At 61.0% G+C, this 19,035-nt stretch carries 16 protein-coding genes; 7 read left to right on the top strand and 9 right to left on the bottom strand.

The features are described from left to right. Positions 1-158: 158 nt before the first annotated feature. A complete protein-coding gene (gene pmbA / locus PMI32_RS20820; protein WP_008026894.1) occupies positions 159-1,505 on the bottom strand; it encodes a metalloprotease PmbA in 1,347 nt (448 codons plus the stop codon). A gap of 108 nt (positions 1,506-1,613) precedes the next feature. Between pmbA and yjgA the strand changes: the two genes are divergently transcribed. Continuing rightward, a complete protein-coding gene (gene yjgA, locus PMI32_RS20825; RefSeq protein WP_008026892.1) occupies positions 1,614-2,138 on the top strand; it encodes a ribosome biogenesis factor YjgA in 525 nt (174 codons plus the stop codon). 92 nt (positions 2,139-2,230) lie between these two features. Here the strand turns inward: yjgA and tldD are convergent, their stop codons facing one another. From tldD to mreB, 8 genes are all read right to left on the bottom strand, one after another. After that, on the bottom strand, positions 2,231-3,673 hold the full coding sequence (gene tldD, locus PMI32_RS20830; protein WP_008026890.1) for a metalloprotease TldD: 1,443 nt from the start codon (positions 3,671-3,673) through the stop codon (positions 2,231-2,233). Positions 3,674-3,691: 18 nt separating this feature from the next. Continuing rightward, complete coding sequence (locus PMI32_RS20835; RefSeq protein ID WP_008026888.1) at positions 3,692-4,540, bottom strand: carbon-nitrogen hydrolase family protein; 849 nt, start codon at positions 4,538-4,540, stop codon at positions 3,692-3,694. Positions 4,541-4,713: 173 nt separating this feature from the next. Next, positions 4,714-8,517: a YhdP family protein gene (locus tag PMI32_RS20840; protein WP_008026886.1), complete on the bottom strand. Its 3,804-nt coding sequence runs from the start codon at positions 8,515-8,517 to the stop codon at positions 4,714-4,716. A 75-nt stretch (positions 8,518-8,592) separates the two neighbouring features. After that, positions 8,593-10,050, bottom strand: coding sequence for a ribonuclease G (gene rng, locus PMI32_RS20845; protein WP_008026884.1), 1,458 nt, complete (start codon positions 10,048-10,050; stop codon positions 8,593-8,595). A gap of 57 nt (positions 10,051-10,107) precedes the next feature. Continuing rightward, the gene (locus PMI32_RS20850; RefSeq protein WP_008026882.1) at positions 10,108-10,704 is read right to left on the bottom strand and encodes a Maf family protein; all 597 of its coding nucleotides are present in this window, start codon (positions 10,702-10,704) and stop codon (positions 10,108-10,110) included. Between the two features lie 44 nt (positions 10,705-10,748). Then, positions 10,749-11,240, bottom strand: a complete 492-nt coding sequence (gene mreD, locus PMI32_RS20855; RefSeq protein ID WP_008026879.1) for a rod shape-determining protein MreD — start codon at positions 11,238-11,240, stop codon at positions 10,749-10,751. Beyond that, positions 11,240-12,388 (bottom strand): rod shape-determining protein MreC, encoded by a 1,149-nt coding sequence (mreC, locus tag PMI32_RS20860; RefSeq protein WP_081501758.1) that lies wholly within the window; start codon positions 12,386-12,388, stop codon positions 11,240-11,242. The genes mreD and mreC overlap by 1 nt, the downstream gene beginning before the upstream one ends. Positions 12,389-12,526: 138 nt before the next feature. Beyond that, positions 12,527-13,564 (bottom strand): rod shape-determining protein MreB, encoded by a 1,038-nt coding sequence (gene mreB, locus PMI32_RS20865; RefSeq protein ID WP_002555108.1) that lies wholly within the window; start codon positions 13,562-13,564, stop codon positions 12,527-12,529. Between the two features lie 214 nt (positions 13,565-13,778). On the opposite strand from mreB, the gene gatC reads away from it, so the two are divergent. From gatC to PMI32_RS20895, 6 genes are all read left to right on the top strand, one after another. Then, positions 13,779-14,066 (top strand): Asp-tRNA(Asn)/Glu-tRNA(Gln) amidotransferase subunit GatC, encoded by a 288-nt coding sequence (gene gatC, locus PMI32_RS20870; RefSeq protein WP_008026876.1) that lies wholly within the window; start codon positions 13,779-13,781, stop codon positions 14,064-14,066. Between the two features lie 16 nt (positions 14,067-14,082). Then, on the top strand, positions 14,083-15,534 hold the full coding sequence (gene gatA / locus PMI32_RS20875) for an Asp-tRNA(Asn)/Glu-tRNA(Gln) amidotransferase subunit GatA (RefSeq protein ID WP_008026874.1): 1,452 nt from the start codon (positions 14,083-14,085) through the stop codon (positions 15,532-15,534). A 10-nt stretch (positions 15,535-15,544) separates the two neighbouring features. Continuing rightward, on the top strand, positions 15,545-16,990 hold the full coding sequence (gene gatB, locus PMI32_RS20880) for an Asp-tRNA(Asn)/Glu-tRNA(Gln) amidotransferase subunit GatB (RefSeq protein ID WP_008026871.1): 1,446 nt from the start codon (positions 15,545-15,547) through the stop codon (positions 16,988-16,990). Positions 16,991-17,139: 149 nt separating this feature from the next. After that, entirely contained in the window at positions 17,140-17,511 is a 372-nt protein-coding gene (locus tag PMI32_RS20885; protein ID WP_008026869.1) for a septal ring lytic transglycosylase RlpA family protein, read from the top strand. Positions 17,512-17,561: 50 nt separating this feature from the next. Next, a complete protein-coding gene (locus tag PMI32_RS20890; protein WP_008026867.1) occupies positions 17,562-18,623 on the top strand; it encodes a calcium/sodium antiporter in 1,062 nt (353 codons plus the stop codon). After that, entirely contained in the window at positions 18,620-19,000 is a 381-nt protein-coding gene (locus tag PMI32_RS20895) for a carboxymuconolactone decarboxylase family protein (protein WP_008026864.1), read from the top strand. Before PMI32_RS20890 ends, PMI32_RS20895 begins: the two co-directional genes overlap by 4 nt. Positions 19,001-19,035 lie beyond the last annotated feature (35 nt).

The raw sequence follows: 19,035 nt of genomic DNA, 5'->3' as shown, positions 1-19,035 counted from the left end.
AGGAGCCGGCTTGCTGGCGATTGCGATCTGGCATTCAACATCGATGTCGACTGATTGACCGTAATCGCCAGCAAGCCGGCTCCTACATGTGTGTTGTGCAGGCATAAAAAAGGCGCGCCACCCATTGGGTGGCGCGCCTTTTGTGTAGCGGTCGCGAGTTAGCTGCCTGCGACTGTCATCCGCTCGATCAGCACCGAACCTGTGCGAATGTTGCTGCGCAATTCCAGGTCGTTACCCACCGCAACGATCTGTTTGAACATGTCGCGCATGTTGCCGGCGATGGTCACTTCCTGGACGGCAAACTGGATTTCGCCATTCTCGACCCAGTAACCCGCCGCGCCACGGGAGTAATCGCCCGTGACCATGTTCAGGCCCTGGCCCATCAGCTCGGTGACCAGCAAGCCGCGACCCATGCGGCGCAGCAACGCCGCCTGATCTTCATCGCCATGGGTGACGAACAGGTTGTGCACGCCGCCGGCGTTGGCCGTGCTCGGCATGCCGAGTTTGCGACCGGAATAGGTGCCGAGGATGTAGGACACCAACTCGCCTTTTTCGACGAACGGTTTGGCGTAAGTCGCCAGGCCATCGCCGTCGAACGCCGAACTGCCCATCGCGCGCATCAAATGCGGACGCTCATCGATGGTCAGCCATTCCGGGAACAGCTTCTGACCCAGCGTGCCTTCAAGGAACGACGATTTGCGATACAGACTGCCGCCGGAAATCGCCGAAAGGAAACTGCCGAACAAGCCACCGGCCAGTTCAGCGGAAAACAATACCGGCACTTCACAGGTCGGCACCGGACGCGCGCCCAGTCGGCTTGCCGCCCGCTGCGCGGCACGCTGGCCGATGCTCGCAGGGTCGGCCAGCAAGTTGCCCTGGCGATTGACGTCGTACCAGTAATCACGCTGCATCTGGCCGTCGGCTTCGGCGATCATGACGCAGCTCAAGCTATGACGAGTCGATGCATAGCCGCCGATAAAACCGTGGCTGTTGCCATAAACGCGGCAGCCCTGATGCGTGCTGAGGGTGGTGCCGTCGGCGTTCTTGATCCGGCTGTCGGTGGCAAATGCCGCAGCTTCACAGCTCAGGGCCATCTCGATGGCTTGTTCCGGTGTGATGTCCCACTGATGGAACAGGTCGAAATCCTGCAGATCCTTGGCCATCAGCGCGGCATCCGCCAGGCCGGCAGCTTCGTCTTCGGAGGTGTGTTTAGCGATGGCCAGCGCCGCAGCGACGGTTTCACGAATCGCTTCAGGACCGCTGGCCGACGTGCTGGCCGAGCCCTTGCGCTGCCCGACGTACAAGGTGATGCCAAAGCCCTGATCGCGGTTGAATTCGACGGTTTCGACCTCGCGCTGACGTACCGATGTGGACAGGCCCTGCTCCAGGGACACCGCCACTTCACAGGCACTGGCGCCCTGACGCTTGGCTTCAGCGATGATCTGCTCGACTTGTTCTTGCAGTGCCGGCAACGCTTGTGGGCCGACGCTTTCAACTGCACTCATGCTGTTCTCCACTCAAATTCTGCTTTCGGTAAAGGCCTTCGAGCGACCGGGCCGGACAAGCGGCCCCCGACTGGTTATCATGGCGGCGTTTCTTTGCGGACGGCCACCATGGTTGATTCTTACGACGACTCCCTCGATACGGGAGAAAAAAGCAAATCCCAGGTTAAACGCGAGCTGCATGCTCTGGTTGACCTCGGCGAACGCCTTACAACGCTCAAGCCTGACTTGCTGGCAAAACTCCCGTTGACCGACGCTCTGCGCCGGGCTCTGGGCGATGCGCCCAAGCACACCGCGAATATCGCGCGTAAACGGCACCTTATGTTCATCGGCAAACTGATGCGCGATCAGGACACTGACGCCATTCTGACTTTGCTCGATCAACTCGATGCCTCCACCCGGCAGTACAACGAACGTTTCCATGGCCTGGAACGCTGGCGCGATCGCTTGATCGCGGGCGACGATGCAGTCCTGGAGAAGTTCGTGCTCGACTACCCGGAGGCTGATCGTCAGCAGTTGCGCTCCCTGATCCGTCAGGCCCAGCACGAACTGGCGACCAACAAGCCACCGGCATCGAGCCGTAAAATCTTCAAGTACATCCGTGAGCTGGACGAGACTCAACGCGGTCTGCGTTAAATCTCGCCCTGTAGGAGCTGCCGCAGGCTGCGATCTTTGCTTTTTCAAAGATCAAAAGATCGCAGCCTGCGGCAGCTCCTACGTCTATCAACTTACGATCCTGTACCACCCACAGTGATCGCATCGATTTTCAGCGTTGGCTGGCCGACACCCACCGGCACCGACTGCCCATCCTTGCCGCACGTGCCCACGCCGCTGTCCAGCGACAGGTCATTACCGACCATCGACACCTTGCTCATCGCTTCAGGCCCGTTGCCGATCAACGTCGCGCCTTTGACCGGCGCCGTAATCTTGCCGTCTTCGATCAGGTACGCCTCGCTGGTGGAGAACACGAACTTGCCGCTGGTGATGTCCACCTGACCGCCGCCAAGGTTGGCGCAGTAGATGCCGCGCTTCACCGAGGCGATGATTTCCGCCGGATCGCTTTCGCCCGCCAGCATGTAGGTATTGGTCATGCGCGGCATTGGCAGGTGCGCGTAGGATTCACGGCGACCGTTGCCGGTGCGGGCGACACCCATCAGGCGCGCGTTGAGCTTGTCCTGCATGTAGCCTTTGAGTACGCCGTTTTCGATCAGCGTGGTGCATTCGGTCGGCGTGCCTTCGTCGTCGACGCTCAACGAACCGCGACGACCGGCCAGCGTACCGTCATCGACGATGGTGCAGAGCTTGGACGCAACCATCTCGCCCATACGGCCACTGTAAGCGGAGCTGCCCTTACGGTTGAAATCGCCTTCCAGACCGTGGCCGACCGCTTCGTGCAGCAACACGCCGGACCAGCCCGAACCCAACACCACCGGCAACGTACCGGCCGGTGCCGGAATGGCTTCGAGGTTGACCAGCGCCTGACGCAACGCTTCACGGGCGTAGCCCATGGCGCGGTCGTCGCTGAGGAAATAACGGTAATCGGTCCGACCGCCGCCGCCATGGCCGCCGCGCTCGCGACGACCGTTCTGCTCGACGATCACGCTGACGTTGAAGCGCACCAGCGGCCGCACATCCGCCGCCAGGCTGCCGTCGGTCGAAGCGACAAGAATGCGCTCCCAGACGCCGGCCATGCTCACCGTGACTTGCTGAATGCGCGGATCGAGGGCGCGGGTGGCGACGTCGATGCGTTTGAGCAGTTCGACTTTCTCGGCGCGGGTCATCACTTCCAGCGGGTTGTCCGGCCCGTACAACTGGGCGACGTCCTGAGTGGTGAAGGCCTGCACCGTGCCGTTCTGCCCGGCGCGGGAGATCGAGCGCGCAGCACGGGCCGCAGCGCCAAGGGCTTCGAGGGTAATGGCATTGCTGTAGGCAAAACCGGTTTTCTCACCCGATTGCGCGCGCACGCCAACGCCCTGGTCAAGGTTGAAACTGCCTTCCTTGACGATGCCGTCTTCCAGCGCCCAGGACTCGGAAATCTGCCCCTGGAAATACAGGTCGGCGGCATCGATGCCCGGGCCGGCCAGATCGCCGAGCACACCTTGCAGGCTTTCGATGGTGACGCCGCCGGGCGCCAGGAGGTGTTCACTGACTGAGGACAACAACTCGCTCATATGCTTTACGCCTTAAATTCATCGTTCTGAGGCAGGTCGCCGGGCGCCCTGCGAGAAAAAGCGCCGGTGACTGGACACCGGCATCCGCGCCCGTATGGACGCCTGTTCGCTGCTATCGCGTTCGGCCAGCAGCACGGCCTCGCCTTGATCCTGTTGCGCCAGCACTCGACCCCACGGGTCGACAATTGCGGCATGCCCCCAGGTTTCTCGCGGCCCCGGATGCGTTCCACCCTGGGCAGCCGCGAGCACGTAACACTGGGTCTCGATGGCCCGCGCACGAATCAGCACATCCCAATGCGCCGCGCCGGTCACTGCGGTAAAAGCTGACGGCGCGGTAATCAACTCCGCCCCGGCAGCGCGTAATTCGCTGTACAGCTCCGGGAAGCGCAGGTCGTAACAGACCGTCAGGCCGACTCGACCGACGGGCGTGTCCACGACCACCACGTCACTGCCATAAGCATAGTCATCGGACTCACGATACCGCCCACGGTTGTCCGCCACGTCCACGTCGAACAAGTGCAGCTTGTCGTAGCGTGCCACCGTCTCGCCCTGATCATTGACCAGCAGCGAGCAGGCATGCACTTTCGCCGTCGGCTGATCCGCCGGCGGCAACGGCAATGTGCCGGCCACAATCCATAACTTGAGGTCGCGGGCGGTCTGTTTCAACCAGGGCAGGATCGGACCTTCGCCCAACGCCTCGGCGCGGCCGATGTCAGCGATGTCGCGTCGGCCCATGGCGGCAAAGTTTTCCGGCAGCACGGCAAGCTTTGCGCCCCCGACGGCCGCTTGTTCGAGCAGCCGACGGGCCTGGGCCAGATTGGCCAGCACGTCGCTCTGGCTGACCATTTGAATCACCGCAAAAGACATGGTGCTTTCCTATACCGAAATCGACAGATTCCCTGTAGGAGCGAGCCTGCTCGCGATGGACTTAATGACAACGCGTTTATCCAGAATGTACGCGTTATCGTTGACGTCCTTCGCGAGCAGGCTCGCTCCTACAGTCAAATTTCTCTACGGCCATGCTACTCCATCGGCTCGCGTCAAAAAGGTTTGTCGAAGGTAATTTTCGGCTCTTTCCACGGGCCTTTGACGGTGTACTTCACGCTGGCGAAACGTGCCACGCGGTCACCGATCAGCTTGTCGATCAGGAACAGCGCCCCACCGATGGCCGGGGCACCGACAATCAGCGCGGCAATCGGCAGGTTGTTGGTAACCGGCAAGGTCACCAGCAGTTTCGCATCGATCTGATCACCCACCAGGTCCAGCGTGCCATTGAGCTCGACATTGCTCGACGGACCGGTCAGCAGAATCGGCTCACGGGTCACGTAAACGCCGTTGGTCCCGACCAGCAGGCCTTTGACCCGGTCGTAACTCAAGCCTTTGCCAAACAGATCGGAGAAGTCCAGCCGCAAGCGCCGGCCGATGGAGTTGAAGTTGAGCAGGCCAAATACCCGCAACGCCTGAGCGCCACCCTCGACTTCAACGAACTGGCCTTTATTCAGCGACGCATCAAGCGTCCCGGAGAAGCGCTTGGTGGCCAGCCAGGCCGGTGAACCGGGCCAGCGACCGTCGACATCCATATGAAACTCTTCGCTGGTGACACTGGGCGCAAAGCCCCAGCCTTTCAGCACATCCGCCAGATTTTTGCCGCTGACCCGGCCCTTGTACCAACTGGTGGAAGCACCAGGCGCGCCTTCCCAGCCACCGCTGCCCTGCAACAGAAGGCCCTTGAGGCCCAGATCCAGCGTATTGAGCGCGATGCCTTTGGCGGTCGGACGCACTTTCAGCGACCAGCCCCCTACCAGATCCTGCCCCTGGAACAGTTGATTGATGGTGATATCCAGCGCCGGAATCTTCGTCGGATCCACGGAGGCCAATGGATCCGGCGAATTTTCATCGGCCAAAACCGTTGGGTCCGGTGCCGGCAAACGCACGTATTGCAGATTGATCGCAATCGGTGCGGCTTTCGCATCGGGGATACCGGCGGTGCCCTTGACTTGTTGGCTGTCGAGTTGCAGGGCCCACGCACTCGGCTTGCGGTTCAGCTGCACCGAGGCCTGATCAAGCGTGGTACCGATGCCGCTGAGCTTGCCGACCTTGAAATCCGCGCCGCTGAGCAACTGCTTGGCGCTGCCGCCCGGATCCTGGCCGGCATACTTGTCCACCAGATCCTTCCACGGGCCGACATCCAGCTCCGACAGCACGCCGCGCACCCGCAGGCCTTTGCCGCCTGGCAATACGGCATCGCCACCACCGAGGAACAGTTCACCGCGACCGTCGGCAAAACTGCCGGCCGGCGCTGCAAACGTGAAGCTGGCCAATTCGCCGTACTTGACCCAGTAACGCCGTTCCGGCCCTTGCAGGGTCATGCGGAACGTCGTGTCGCGCCCCACATCGGCCGCCATGCCGAACGGCGCCGGCAAATCGACGGCCACGCCTTTGAGGCTGGAATTGACCATCAACTGGCTGTCTGCGCCATCCAGGTTCAGTTGCAACTGATACGGGATCAAGCCGGAGACCGGCAACGGCTGCGTGACACTCAGCCAATCAGTCAGTTTCTTGACCTCGACCTGGCCGGAAGCAGTGACACGCGTCTTGATGTCACCCGGTCTGCCATCAGCGAAAATCTGTGCGCTGACCGGTTTGTCAAAGGCACGAGCGGTGATGTTCTGCCCACTCAAACCTTTGGTGCTGTCGAAGCGGAAATCGCCCTTCAACTGAGTCAGCTCAAGGACTGGCTCGGCCAGTTTCAAGCGCGCCTTGGCGGTCTTGAAGTCGACGAGGATATTCGGCTGTTCGCCTTTGGCCAGCGGAATATCCAGATTCAGCTTGCCCTTCAGCTCTCCCTCGCCTTCCCATCCGGCGAAGGTGGCGGCGGTGCCGATCGGCGCTTCCTGGAGAATTTTCAGGCCATCGCCCAACCCGCCAGCGAAAGCGCCATCGAGCAACAGGTGAGGGTTTTGCCCGGCGGGCGCGTGGGGAATATTGACGTAAATGTCGCTGACTTGTGTGTCGAGCAACTGGCCTTTGCTGGCCAGAATCCGCACGCCACTGTCTTCGATGAACACGTCGCCAGTGACCTTGCTGACATGCGGCCAGCCCGGCTGGAACGCCAGCTCGGCATCGTGCACTTTGAAGAACAGACTGATGCTGCGCGCGGTGTCGGCGGCGTCATGGTTCAGCGAGCCTTGATACTGGAAGAAGCCCTCGTCCACCGCGCCCTTGAGAATCGCCGTACGCAACCATTCGTCCAGCGCCGGGCTGAGCACTTCGGGCAGGTACTTGGCGGTGTACTTGCCATCGCCCTCCACCAGGCCGACCCGCAGGTCCATGTAGTCTTCCTGGGTGTGATCGAAATGCAGGCGGATCAGGAAGTCGCCGGCAATCTTGCCCTCTTCGCCCAGCACCTTCAGGTACGGAGCGATCAGGGTGAAACCTTCTTTGTCGAGCTTCCAGGTCAAACGGGCGTTGGCCTGAATGTATTGCCATGGCTTGGCGAAAATCGGGTCCAGGTGCAGGGAAAAATCCTTGCTGTCCATGCGCAGTTCGCCGTGCCCCAGATCACCGCTGATGCTGCCGCTGACATTCCGCGCTGCCGGGGCGCCGTGATAGGCATCAAAGCCGACCCGGTCGAGGTTGGCGGCAAAACTGACCTTGCTGTCGTCGGTGGCGTTGGGCCGGATGTCGACCAGCACATTACGCAAACCACCCGTCACCTTGAGCCGCTCGACGGCGGTGGCGAGGCCTTCGGGCAATGGCCCCAAGGCATTCAGCAGCGGAGTCAGCGGGGTGAGGTCGAGGCGGTCGGCTTGCAGATGCCAGAGTTCTTCGGTCGCGTCGGTGGCCAGGCTCTGTTTGAGTTGCAGGTGCGATTCCCAGCGGGTTTCGCCCAGGTTCATGGACAGGGAGTCCACAGTCACCAGAAGGCCTGCTGCACTGCGCTGGAAATAGCTGTTGAGCGCCAGGTTGTTGATCTGGATCGGCTTGCGCTCGGCGTAAGCGCCCTTGAGTTGCGGCGCGTTCAAGCGGATTGCGGCGCTTTGCAGAGCACCTTTATCCCAGTTGACCCAGAGTTCGCCACCGGCCTTGATTTCGGAGAAGTTCCATTGCCGGGTCACGCGCTCGGGCAGCCATTTCGACCAGTCGCTTTGCGGCAGGCTCAGGTACGCATCCGCTGCCCCCTCCTGCCACTGACTGGCGCTAATGCGGGTGCGCACGCTCATGGCGACCGGCTGCCCGTCGGGCAGGGTCAGTCGTGCGTCGAGTCGCTGCCGGGATACGCCGGTTTTCAGATTCAGGCCAACGTAGGTCAAGGTCAGCGGCGGGTGATCCAGCGGCTGCAAGGTCACTTGGCTGTCGAGCACCGACAACTGCTGGACCATCTGCATGCGATTGAGCAGTTGTTCCGGATCCAGCGGCTGATCCTGCTGCACCGGCAAGCCTTCCAGCGCCCAATGACCGTCCTCGCCTTCCTTGAGGCTGATCTTCAGACCGTTGAGTTCCAGATGAGCGATGCGCACTTCGCGGGCCGTCAGGCTGGCCCAGAGGTCCGGCACCGCGCGCACCTGATCTAGACGCAGGGAATTGGCGCCCTCGCCGACCATCACGTCGTGAGCCAGCAGAATCGGCGCGAAGCCACTCCAGTTGCCTTCCAGCTCACCGATATGCAGCGGCATGCCCAGGGCAGCACCGGCTTTGGTTTCGACTTCGGCCCGGTACTCGGCCACCAGCGGCGCCAGCTCGCGACCGAGACTGACGTAAAGCGCCATCATCACCAAAGCCAACGCGCACAGGCCCAGACCCCAGCGGGTCAGTGCGGCCAAAATGCGTGTCAGACGGTCCATGTCAGTTGGCTCCCATGGCAAAATTACTGCAAAAAGCTGAGGCCAGCTGTTCTAGTCGGGTTGAAACACAGCGATTCAGAGCAGCACCACGTCGTATTGTTCCTGGGAATACATGGTTTCCACCTGGAACCGAATGGTGCGTCCGATAAATCCTTCCAGCTCGGCGACGTTGCCCGACTCTTCATCGAGCAAACGGTCGACGACTTTCTGGTTCGCCAATACACGATAGCCTTCCGCTTGATAGGCGCGAGCCTCACGGAGGATTTCGCGGAAAATTTCGTAGCAGACCGTTTCCGGTGTCTTGAGCTTGCCGCGCCCCTGGCAACTGTTGCACGGCTCGCACAGTACTTGTTCGAGACTTTCGCGGGTGCGCTTGCGGGTCATCTGCACCAGGCCCAACTCGGTGATGCCGATAATGTTGGTCTTGGCGTGGTCGCGCTCCAGTTGTTTCTCCAGCGTGCGCAGTACCTGACGCTGATGCTCTTCGTCTTCCATGTCGATGAAGTCGATGATGATGATCCCGCCCAGGTTGCGCAGGCGCAGCTGGCGAGCAATGGCGGTCGCGGCTTCGAGGTTGGTCTTGAAGATGGTTTCTTCAAGGTTGCGATGACCGACGAACGCCCCGGTGTTGACGTCGATGGTGCTCATGGCTTCCGCCGGGTCCACCACCAGATAACCGCCGGACTTCAGCGGGACTTTGCGTTCGAGGGCCTTCTGGATTTCGTCTTCGACGCCGTACAGGTCGAAGATCGGCCGCTCGCCCGGATAATGCTCCAGGCGATCTGCGATTTCCGGCATCAGTTCGGCCACAAACTGCGTGGTTTTCTGGAAGGTTTCCCGGGAGTCGATGCGGATCTTCTCGATCTTCGGGCTGACCAGGTCGCGCAAAGTGCGCAATGCCAGGCCAAGGTCTTCGTAGATCACGCTCGGCGCGCTGATGGTTTTGATCTGCTCGTTGATCTGATCCCAGAGCCGGCGCAGGTAGCGGATGTCCATGAGGATCTCATCGGCCCCGGCGCCTTCGGCGGCGGTACGCAGGATGAAACCACCGGCTTCCTTGATGCCTTCCGTGGCCACGCAATCGGTGACCACTTGCTTGAGGCGCTCGCGCTCGGCTTCGTCTTCGATCTTCAGGGAAATGCCGACATGCGCGGTACGCGGCATGTACACCAGATAACGCGAAGGTATTGATAGTTGAGTGGTCAGGCGTGCGCCTTTGGAACCGATCGGGTCCTTGGTGACTTGCACGACCAGGCTTTGGCCTTCATGGACCAGGGAGCTGATGCTTTCGACCGCAGGGCCTTCGCGCAGGGAAATTTCCGAGGCATGAATGAACGCAGCGCGGTCCAGACCGATGTCGACGAACGCCGCCTGCATGCCCGGCAACACCCGTACGACCTTGCCTTTATAGATGTTGCCGACGATACCGCGTTTTTGCGTGCGTTCGACGTGGACCTCTTGCAGGACACCGTTTTCAACCACCGCCACGCGCGATTCCATCGGCGTGATGTTGATCAGGATCTCTTCACTCATGGCAGGGTCTCGTTCAGGCATGTTCACGATAATGGCCGCATCTTGTCAGTACGACGCTCAGCGCGCGTTAAGGGTTTGCCAACAGGGTATGCCGAAATGGCCAAGCAGCTCAGCGGTTTCGCACAGCGGCAGTCCGACCACCGCCGAGTAGCTGCCATTGAGCCCGGCGACAAACACCGCGCCCAGTCCTTGAATGCCATAGCCACCCGCCTTGTCCCGCGGTTCGCCGCTGGCCCAGTAGGCCTTCGCCTCATTGAGATCGATGGGGCGAAAACGCACCAGGCTGCGCACAACACGAGACTCGCAACGCTCACCGTCAAGCAAGGCAATGGCGGTCAGCACTTCATGTTCTTGTCCTGCCAACATCATAAGCATGGCGCACGCGTCGGCTTCGTCCACCGGTTTGCCGAGAATTTTGCCGTTGAGCACTACGGCGGTATCAGCGCCCAGCACGCAAAAATCGGCGTCGGACATGACCGTGTCGCGCCCGGCTTCAGCCTTGCCGCGCGCAAGGCGCTCGACATAGGCCGACGGCGATTCATGATTCAAAGGGGTTTCATCGATGTCCGCGCTGATGGCGGAGAACGGCACGCCGATCTGCGTTAGCAGTTCACGCCGACGCGGCGAGCCTGAGGCGAGGAATAGCTGTTTCATCAAGACATCTCCCTTGTCGTGGTGTGGGCAAATGCCTGACCGAATCAGTTAATTTTGTAACGTCGACGCAGACCGCGCAAACCGAAGCTGATCCACGGCCAGAGCAACGCGCTGACCAGTGCCGGCAAGACCAGCGCCAGCGTTGGCTGACGATTGCCGGTCAGGGCGCTGAGCCACAGCTGAACAAGCTGCGCGAGGCCGAAGATCACCAGGATCACCAGGCTCTGTTGCCACATCGGGAACATCCGCAGCCGCTGTTGCAGCGACAGCACCAGGAACGTGATGAGCGTCAGGATCAGTGCGTTCTGGCCCAGCAGCGTGCCGTAAAGCACATCTTCGGCCAGGCCCAGGCACCACGCGGTGACCATGCCGACTTTCTGCGGCAAGGCCAATGCCCAGAACGCCAGCAACAAGGCGAGCCATAGCGGGCGAAGGATTTCCATGAATTGCGGCAGCGGCGAAACGCTGAGCAACATGCCGATGGCGAACGTCAGCCAGATCATCCAGCCATTTCGGGAGGCGGTAGCACTGACCATTATTCTCTTCCCCCAGTGGTAGCCGGTGCAGAGACAGGCGGTTTGGCAGCGGGCTTCACGACAGCGGGTTGTGTCGCCGGTGGTTTGGCGGCGGGTGCAGTCGCGGGCGGCTTGGCGGCGGCAGGGTGTGCGGCAGCGGGTTTGACCGGGGTTGTGGCAGCAGGCTTGGCCGGGGTCGCAGCAGGTGCAGTCGCTGGAACGGCGGCGGCGGCAGGTGCAATCACCGCAGCAGGTTTCGGCACGGTGGCGGGAATGATTGGCCCGCCGCCTTGCGCATCGAGGTTTTCCTGAGCCTGAGCGGCGTCGTTTGCACGCTCTTCCGGTGTACGCGTATCGCTGAACACCAACAACAGGTAACGGCTACGGTTCAAGGCAGCGGTCGGCACGGCGCGGACAATGGCAAATGGCTGGCCGGAATCGTGAATCACTTCCTTGACCGTCGCCACCGGGTAACCCGCCGGGAATCGCTGGCCGAGACCGGAGCTGACCAGCAAGTCGCCTTCCTTGATGTCCGCCGTGTCGGCCACGTGACGCAGTTCCAGACGCTCCGGGTTGCCGGTGCCGCTGGCAATCGCTCGCAGTCCGTTACGGTTCACTTGCACCGGGATGCTGTGGGTGGTGTCGGTGAGCAACAGCACACGAGAGGTGTACGGCATCAACTCGACCACCTGGCCCATCAGGCCACGGGCATCGAGCACCGGCTGACCGAGGACCACACCGTCGCGCTCACCTTTATTGATGATGATGCGATGGGTGAAGGGGTTGGGGTCCATGCCGATCAACTCGGCCACTTCGACCTTCTCGTTGACCAGCGCGGAGGAATTGAGCAACTCGCGCAGCCGAACGTTCTGCTCGGTGAGGGCGGCAAGCTTTTGCATGCGACCCTGCAGCAGCAGGTTTTCGGTCTTGAGTTTTTCGTTTTCGGCGACCAGTTCGGTACGGCTGCCAAACTGGCTGGCCACACCTTGCCATAGCCGCTGCGGCAGGTCGGTGATCCAGTAAGACTGCATCAGCACCAGCGACATCTGGCTACGCACTGGCTTGAGCAGTGTGAAGCGGGCATCGACCACCATCAGCGCGACCGATAGCACGACCAGCACCAACAAGCGCACGCCCAGTGAAGGCCCTTTGGTGAAAAGCGGTTTAATAAGCCGCTCCTCCCAGGCAAATGTTTTCTTTATTCATACGGCAGACCGGCCTGGATACAGACTGACAGAAGGTAAACGCAAACAGGCAGCACTGCAAAGTGCCGCCTGCGCGCTCAACAGCATAGTTGCATCGGGCGATCACTCGCTCGACAGCAGATCCATGGTGTGTTTATCCATCATTTCCAATGCGCGGCCACCGCCGCGAGCAACGCAGGTCAGCGGGTCTTCGGCAACGATCACCGGCAGACCGGTTTCCTGGGCCAGCAACTTGTCGAGGTCACGCAGCAAGGCGCCACCACCGGTCAGTACCAGGCCACGCTCGGCGATATCGGAAGCCAGCTCCGGAGGCGATTGCTCCAGTGCGCTTTTAACAGCCTGAACGATAGTGGCCAGGGACTCTTGCAGAGCTTCCAGCACTTCATTGGAGTTCAGGGTGAATGCGCGTGGAACGCCTTCGGCCAGGTTACGGCCGCGAACGTCGACTTCGCGAACTTCGCCGCCCGGGTAGGCAGTACCGATTTCCTGTTTGATGCGCTCGGCGGTGGATTCGCCGATCAGGCTGCCGTAGTTGCGACGCACGTAGGTGATGATCGCTTCGTCGAAGCGGTCGCCGCCAACCCGTACGGATTCGGCGTAAACCACACCGTTCAGGGAGATCAGTGCGATTTCAGTGGTACCACCACCGATATCGACCACCATCGAACCGCGTGCTTCTTCAACCGGCAGGCCGGCACCGATCGCAGCCGCCATCGGCTCTTCAATCAGGAACACTTCACGTGCGCCGGCACCAAGGGCCGATTCACGGATGGCACGACGCTCAACCTGAGTGGATTTGCACGGAACGCAGATCAGCACACGAGGGCTAGGCTGCAGGAAGCTGTTTTCGTGAACCTTGTTGATAAAGTATTGCAGCATCTTTTCGCAGACGCTGAAGTCGGCAATGACGCCATCCTTCATCGGACGAATGGCGGCAATGTTGCCCGGCGTACGGCCGAGCATGCGCTTGGCCTCGGTGCCGACAGCAACGACACTTTTCTGGTTACCGTGTGTCCGAATAGCCACAACCGATGGCTCATTCAGGACGATTCCGCGCTCGCGCACGTAAATAAGGGTGTTGGCAGTGCCCAGGTCAATGGAAAGATCGCTGGAAAACATGCCACGCAGTTTCTTGAACATGGGAAAGGGACCCTAGGCAACGCGTGGGTAAAAAAGTGCGGCAAACTCTAACAACGACAGGGATTTTGGGCAAGGCGCCAATATGTTAAATTGGCCGCTTTTCTGTGCACCAACCCCCACAATCGCGGCCTTATGACCGTAGAAATGCGGTAGTGTTCCGACAATCTAACACACGGATAGCATCCGTTCTGTTTTCCTTCCACTGGAGAATCCCATGACGCTTGAACGCTCCGACGTGGAAAAAATCGCTCATCTGGCCTGTCTGGGCCTCAATGATGCCGATCTTCCACACATCACTTCGGCCCTGAACAGCATTCTGGGACTGGTCGACGAAATGCAGGCGGTCAATACCGACGGTATCGAGCCGCTCGCCCACCCACTGGAAGCCAGCCAGCGCCTGCGTGCAGACGTCGTGACCGAGACCAATCATCGCGAGGCCTATCAGTCCATCGCACCAGCGGTCGAAAACGGCCTGTACCTGGTTCCGAAAGTCATCGACTAAAGGGAAAGAGCCTGCAATGCATCAATTGACTCTGGCCGAGATCGCCCGCGGACTCGCCGATAAAAAGTTTTCTTCCGAAGAGCTGACCAAAGTCCTGCTGGCGCGCATCGCCCAGCTCGACCCACAGCTCAACAGCTTCATCAGCCTCACCGAAGACCTGGCGCTCCAGCAGGCGAAAGCCGCTGACGCACGCCGTGCCAATGGTGAGAGCGGCGCCCTGCTCGGCGCGCCGATCGCCCATAAAGACCTGTTCTGCACCCAAGGCGTGCGCACCAGCTGCGGCTCGAAGATGCTCGACAACTTCAAGGCACCGTACGACGCCACCGTCGTCGCCAAACTGGCAGCCGCCGGCGCGGTGACCCTGGGCAAGACCAACATGGACGAATTCGCCATGGGTTCGGCCAACGAGTCGAGCTACTACGGCGCGGTGAAAAACCCGTGGAACCTGGAACACGTGCCGGGCGGTTCGTCCGGTGGTTCGGCGGCGGCCGTTGCCGCTCGCCTGTTGCCAGCCGCGACCGCCACCGACACCGGCGGCTCGATTCGCCAGCCGGCTGCGTTCACCAACCTCACCGGCCTGAAACCGACCTACGGTCGCGTTTCGCGCTGGGGCATGATCGCTTACGCATCCAGCCTCGATCAGGGCGGCCCGCTGGCGCGCACCGCCGAAGACTGCGCGATCCTGCTGCAAGGCATGGCCGGTTTCGACAGCAATGACTCCACCAGCATCGACGAGCCCGTGCCGGATTACAGCGCCAGCCTCAACGATTCGCTGAAAGGCCTGCGCATCGGTGTGCCGAAGGAATACTTCAGCGCCGGTCTCGACCCGCGTATCGCCGAGCTGATCCAGAACAGCATCAAGGAGCTGGAAAAGCTCGGTGCCGTGATCAAGGAAATCAGCCTGCCGAACATGCAGCACGCGATTCCTGCGTACTACGTGATCGCCCCGGCAGAAGCATCTTCCAACCTGTCGCGTTTCGACGGCGTGCGTTTCGGCTATCGCTGCGAAGACCCGAAAAACCTGGAAGACCTGTACAAGCGTTCCCGTGGCGAAGGTTTCGGTGCAGAAGTGCAGCGCCGGATCATGGTCGGCGCCTACGCGCTGTCGGCCGGTTACTACGACGCCTACTACCTGAAGGCGCAGAAGATTCGTCGCCTGGTGAAAAACGACTTCATGGCGGCTTTCAATGAAGTCGACATCATCCTCGGCCCAACCACGCCGAACCCGGCCTGGAAGCTTGGCGCCAAGAGCAGCGACCCGGTCGCTGCCTACCTGGAAGACGTCTACACCATCACCGCCAACCTCGCCGGCCTGCCGGGCTTGTCCATGCCCGCCGGTTTCGTCGACGGCCTGCCGGTCGGCGTGCAACTGCTCGCCCCGTATTTCCAGGAAGGTCGCCTGTTGAACGTTGCCCATCAGTATCAGTTGAACACTGACTGGCACACCCGCACCCCAACCGGCTTCTGAGGAGAAACACATGCAATGGGAAGTCGTGATCGGGCTGGAGATTCATACCCAGCTCACCACCCGGTCGAAAATCTTTTCCGGTAGCTCCACCACTTTCGGTTCCGAGCCGAACACCCAGGCCAGCCTGGTTGACCTCGGCATGCCTGGCGTCTTGCCAGTGCTGAACCAGGAAGCGGTGCGCATGGCCGTGATGTTCGGCCTCGCTATCGATGCCGAGATCGGCCAGCACAACGTGTTCGCCCGTAAAAACTATTTCTACCCGGACCTGCCCAAGGGCTACCAGATCAGCCAGATGGAATTGCCGATTGTCGGCAAAGGCCACCTGGACATCGCCCTTGAAGACGGTACGGTCAAACGCGTTGGCATCACCCGCGCGCACCTGGAAGAAGACGCCGGTAAAAGCCTGCACGAAGAGTTCAACGGTGCCACCGGCATCGACCTGAACCGCGCCGGCACGCCGCTGCTGGAAATCGTTTCCGAGCCGGACATGCGCAGCGCCAAGGAAGCCGTGGCTTACGTCAAGGCTGTCCACGCGCTGGTGCGCTACCTGGGTATCTGCGACGGCAACATGGCCGAAGGTTCGCTGCGTTGCGACTGCAACGTGTCGATCCGCCCGAAAGGCCAGGCTGAGTTCGGCACGCGTTGCGAGATCAAGAACGTCAACTCGTTCCGCTTCATCGAGAAGGCGATCAACACCGAAGTGCAGCGTCAGATCGAACTGATCGAAGACGGCGGCAAGGTGATCCAGCAGACCCGCCTGTACGACCCGAACAAGGACGAAACCCGTCCGATGCGCAGCAAAGAGGAAGCCAACGACTACCGTTACTTCCCCGATCCGGACCTGCTGCCGGTGGTCATCGAGAACTCGTTCCTCGACGACGTGCGCGCCACCCTGCCGGAATTGCCACCGCAGAAACGCGAGCGTTTCCAGGAGCAGTTCGGTCTGTCGGTCTACGACGCCAGCGTCCTGGCCACCAGCCGCGAGCAAGCCGATTACTTCGAGAAAGTCGCGAGCATTGGCGGCGATGCCAAACTGGCAGCCAACTGGGTCATGGTTGAACTGGGCAGCCTGTTGAACAAACAAGGCCTGGACATTGATCAGTCGCCGGTTTCGGCCGAGCAACTGGGCGGCATGCTGCTGCGCATCAAGGACAACACCATCTCCGGCAAGATCGCCAAAGTGGTGTTTGAAGCGATGGCCAATGGCGAAGGCAGCGCGGACGAGATCATCGACAAGCGCGGCCTGAAGCAAGTGACCGACACCGGCGCGATCTCGGCGGTGCTGGACGAAATGCTCGCGGCCAACGCCGAGCAGGTCGAACAATACCGCGCGGCAGACGAAGCCAAACGCGGCAAGATGTTCGGCTTCTTCGTCGGCCAGGCCATGAAAGCCTCCAAAGGCAAGGCCAACCCGCAACAGGTCAACGAACTGCTGAAAAGCAAGCTCGAAGGCTGATGAGCATGGAGCCAGTATTCAAACCTGGCTCTACCCCCTGTGGGAGCGGGCTTGCTCGCGAAAGCGGTAAAACAGTCAACATCGATGTTGAATGTGATACCGCTTTCGCGAGCAAGCCCGCTCCCACATTTGTATGTGGATACCTTTGAATGAAACGTCTACTGGGGGCCTGCGCCCTGTTGTCTTTACTGGCCGGTTGCGCCAGCACCGATGCCGTCGATCCTCACGGTTACGACCAGACAGGCGTGGCGTCCTACTACGGCGCCAAACACCAGGGCAAACGCACCGCCAGCGGTGAACGTTTCGACAAAAATTCCATGACCGCTGCCCACCGCCAACTACCCTTTGGTACGCGGGTGAAGGTCACCAATCTGAAAAACGACAAATCCTGCGTGGTCCGCATCAATGATCGCGGGCCGCACACTCGCGGGCGCCTGATCGACTTGTCCCATGAGGCCGCCGAGCAACTGGGCATGATCAAAAGCGGCACCGCACGGGTTCGCGTGCAAGCCCTCGACTGACTCACGGAGCCCCGACCATTTTCGGACTTGCCGACTTACCCCTGCTCAGCGTGATTGAACTGCTCAGCGGCCTGGTTCTACTGATCGCCGGTGCCGAACTGATGGTGCGCGCCGCCGTGCGCGTGGCCGCGCGACTGCACGTTCGACCGCTGATCATCGGCCTGACCATTGTCGCCCTCGGCAGCAGCGCGCCGCAGATGGCCGTCAGCCTGCAAGCCACGCTGGCGCAGAACGCCGATATCGCCGTCGGCAGCGTGATCGGCAGCAGCATCTTCAACATCCTCGTCACCCTCGGGCTCTCGGCGCTGATCATCCCGCTGCGGGTCTCGCGACAACTGGTGCGCCTGGATATTCCGTTGATGATCGGCGCCAGCCTGCTGGTGTTCGTTCTGGCATGGAATGAAGAACTGACCCGGGTCGACGGCGTCCTGCTATTGACGGCGCTGATGGTGTATCTGGGCCTGTTGCTGCGCCAGTCGCGGCATTCGGCGCGCCCACAAACGAGCCCGCATGAAGGCCCTGAAGTTCCGTGGTTCAGCAGCCTGCTGATGATCGTCGCCGGCCTGGCGATGCTGATCTACGCCGGGCATTTGCTGCTGGGCGCCGCGGTGTCGGTCGCCACGGATCTGGGGCTGTCGGAACGGATCATCGGCCTGACCATCGTCGCCGTCAGCACTTCGTTGCCGGAACTGGCGACCTCGTTGATCGCGGCATTGCGTGGCCAGCGCGACATCGCCGTAGGCAACGTGATCGGCAGCAACCTGTTCAACCTGTTGGGCGTGCTGGGCGTTACCGCACTGATCGCGCCGTCGCCGCTGTCGGTCTCGCCCAACGCGCTGGATTTCGACTTGCCGGTGATGCTCGGCGTCGCGGTGCTGTGCTTGCCGATGTTTTATTCCGGCTACCGGGTGACCCGCGCCGAAGGTCTGCTGTTTTTGGGTTTGTACCTGGCTTACGGTCTGCACGTGGTGTCGTTCACCACCGGCATGCCGCTGGCCGGCAAGCTTGAACACCTGATGCTGTTTTTCGTCCTGCCGGCGCTGTTGGCGTTTTTGCTGTTCACGTCGCTGCGCGCCTGGCGTCGCCAACACCACAAGAAGGAATTGCCATGACCGACAACAAAAAAACCGGCGTTGAAGTCCGCCGCCAAGTGATGGGCGACGCTTTCGTCGATCGCGCATTGGGCAATGCCACCGAGTTCACCCAGCCGTTGCAGGATTTCGTCAATGAACACGCCTGGGGCAGTGTGTGGAGTCGCGAAGGGTTGCCGCTGAAAACCCGCAGCCTGATCACCCTCGCCGCGCTGACCGCGTTGAAGTGCCCGCAGGAATTGAAAGGCCACGTGCGCGGCGCGCTGAACAATGGCTGCACCGTGGAGGAGATTCGCGAGGCACTGCTGCATTGCGCGGTGTATGCCGGTGTGCCGGCGGCGATCGATGCGTTTCGGGCGGCGCAGGAAGTGATCGATAGCTATCAGAAGCCGGAGTAAGCAGGTCCGCCGCTTTCGCGGGCAAGCCTCGCTCC

Source organism: Pseudomonas sp. GM60 (assembly GCF_000282415.1).
GTDB lineage: Bacteria > Pseudomonadota > Gammaproteobacteria > Pseudomonadales > Pseudomonadaceae > Aquipseudomonas > Aquipseudomonas migulae.
This window is presented reverse-complemented; position numbering and strand designations above follow the sequence as displayed.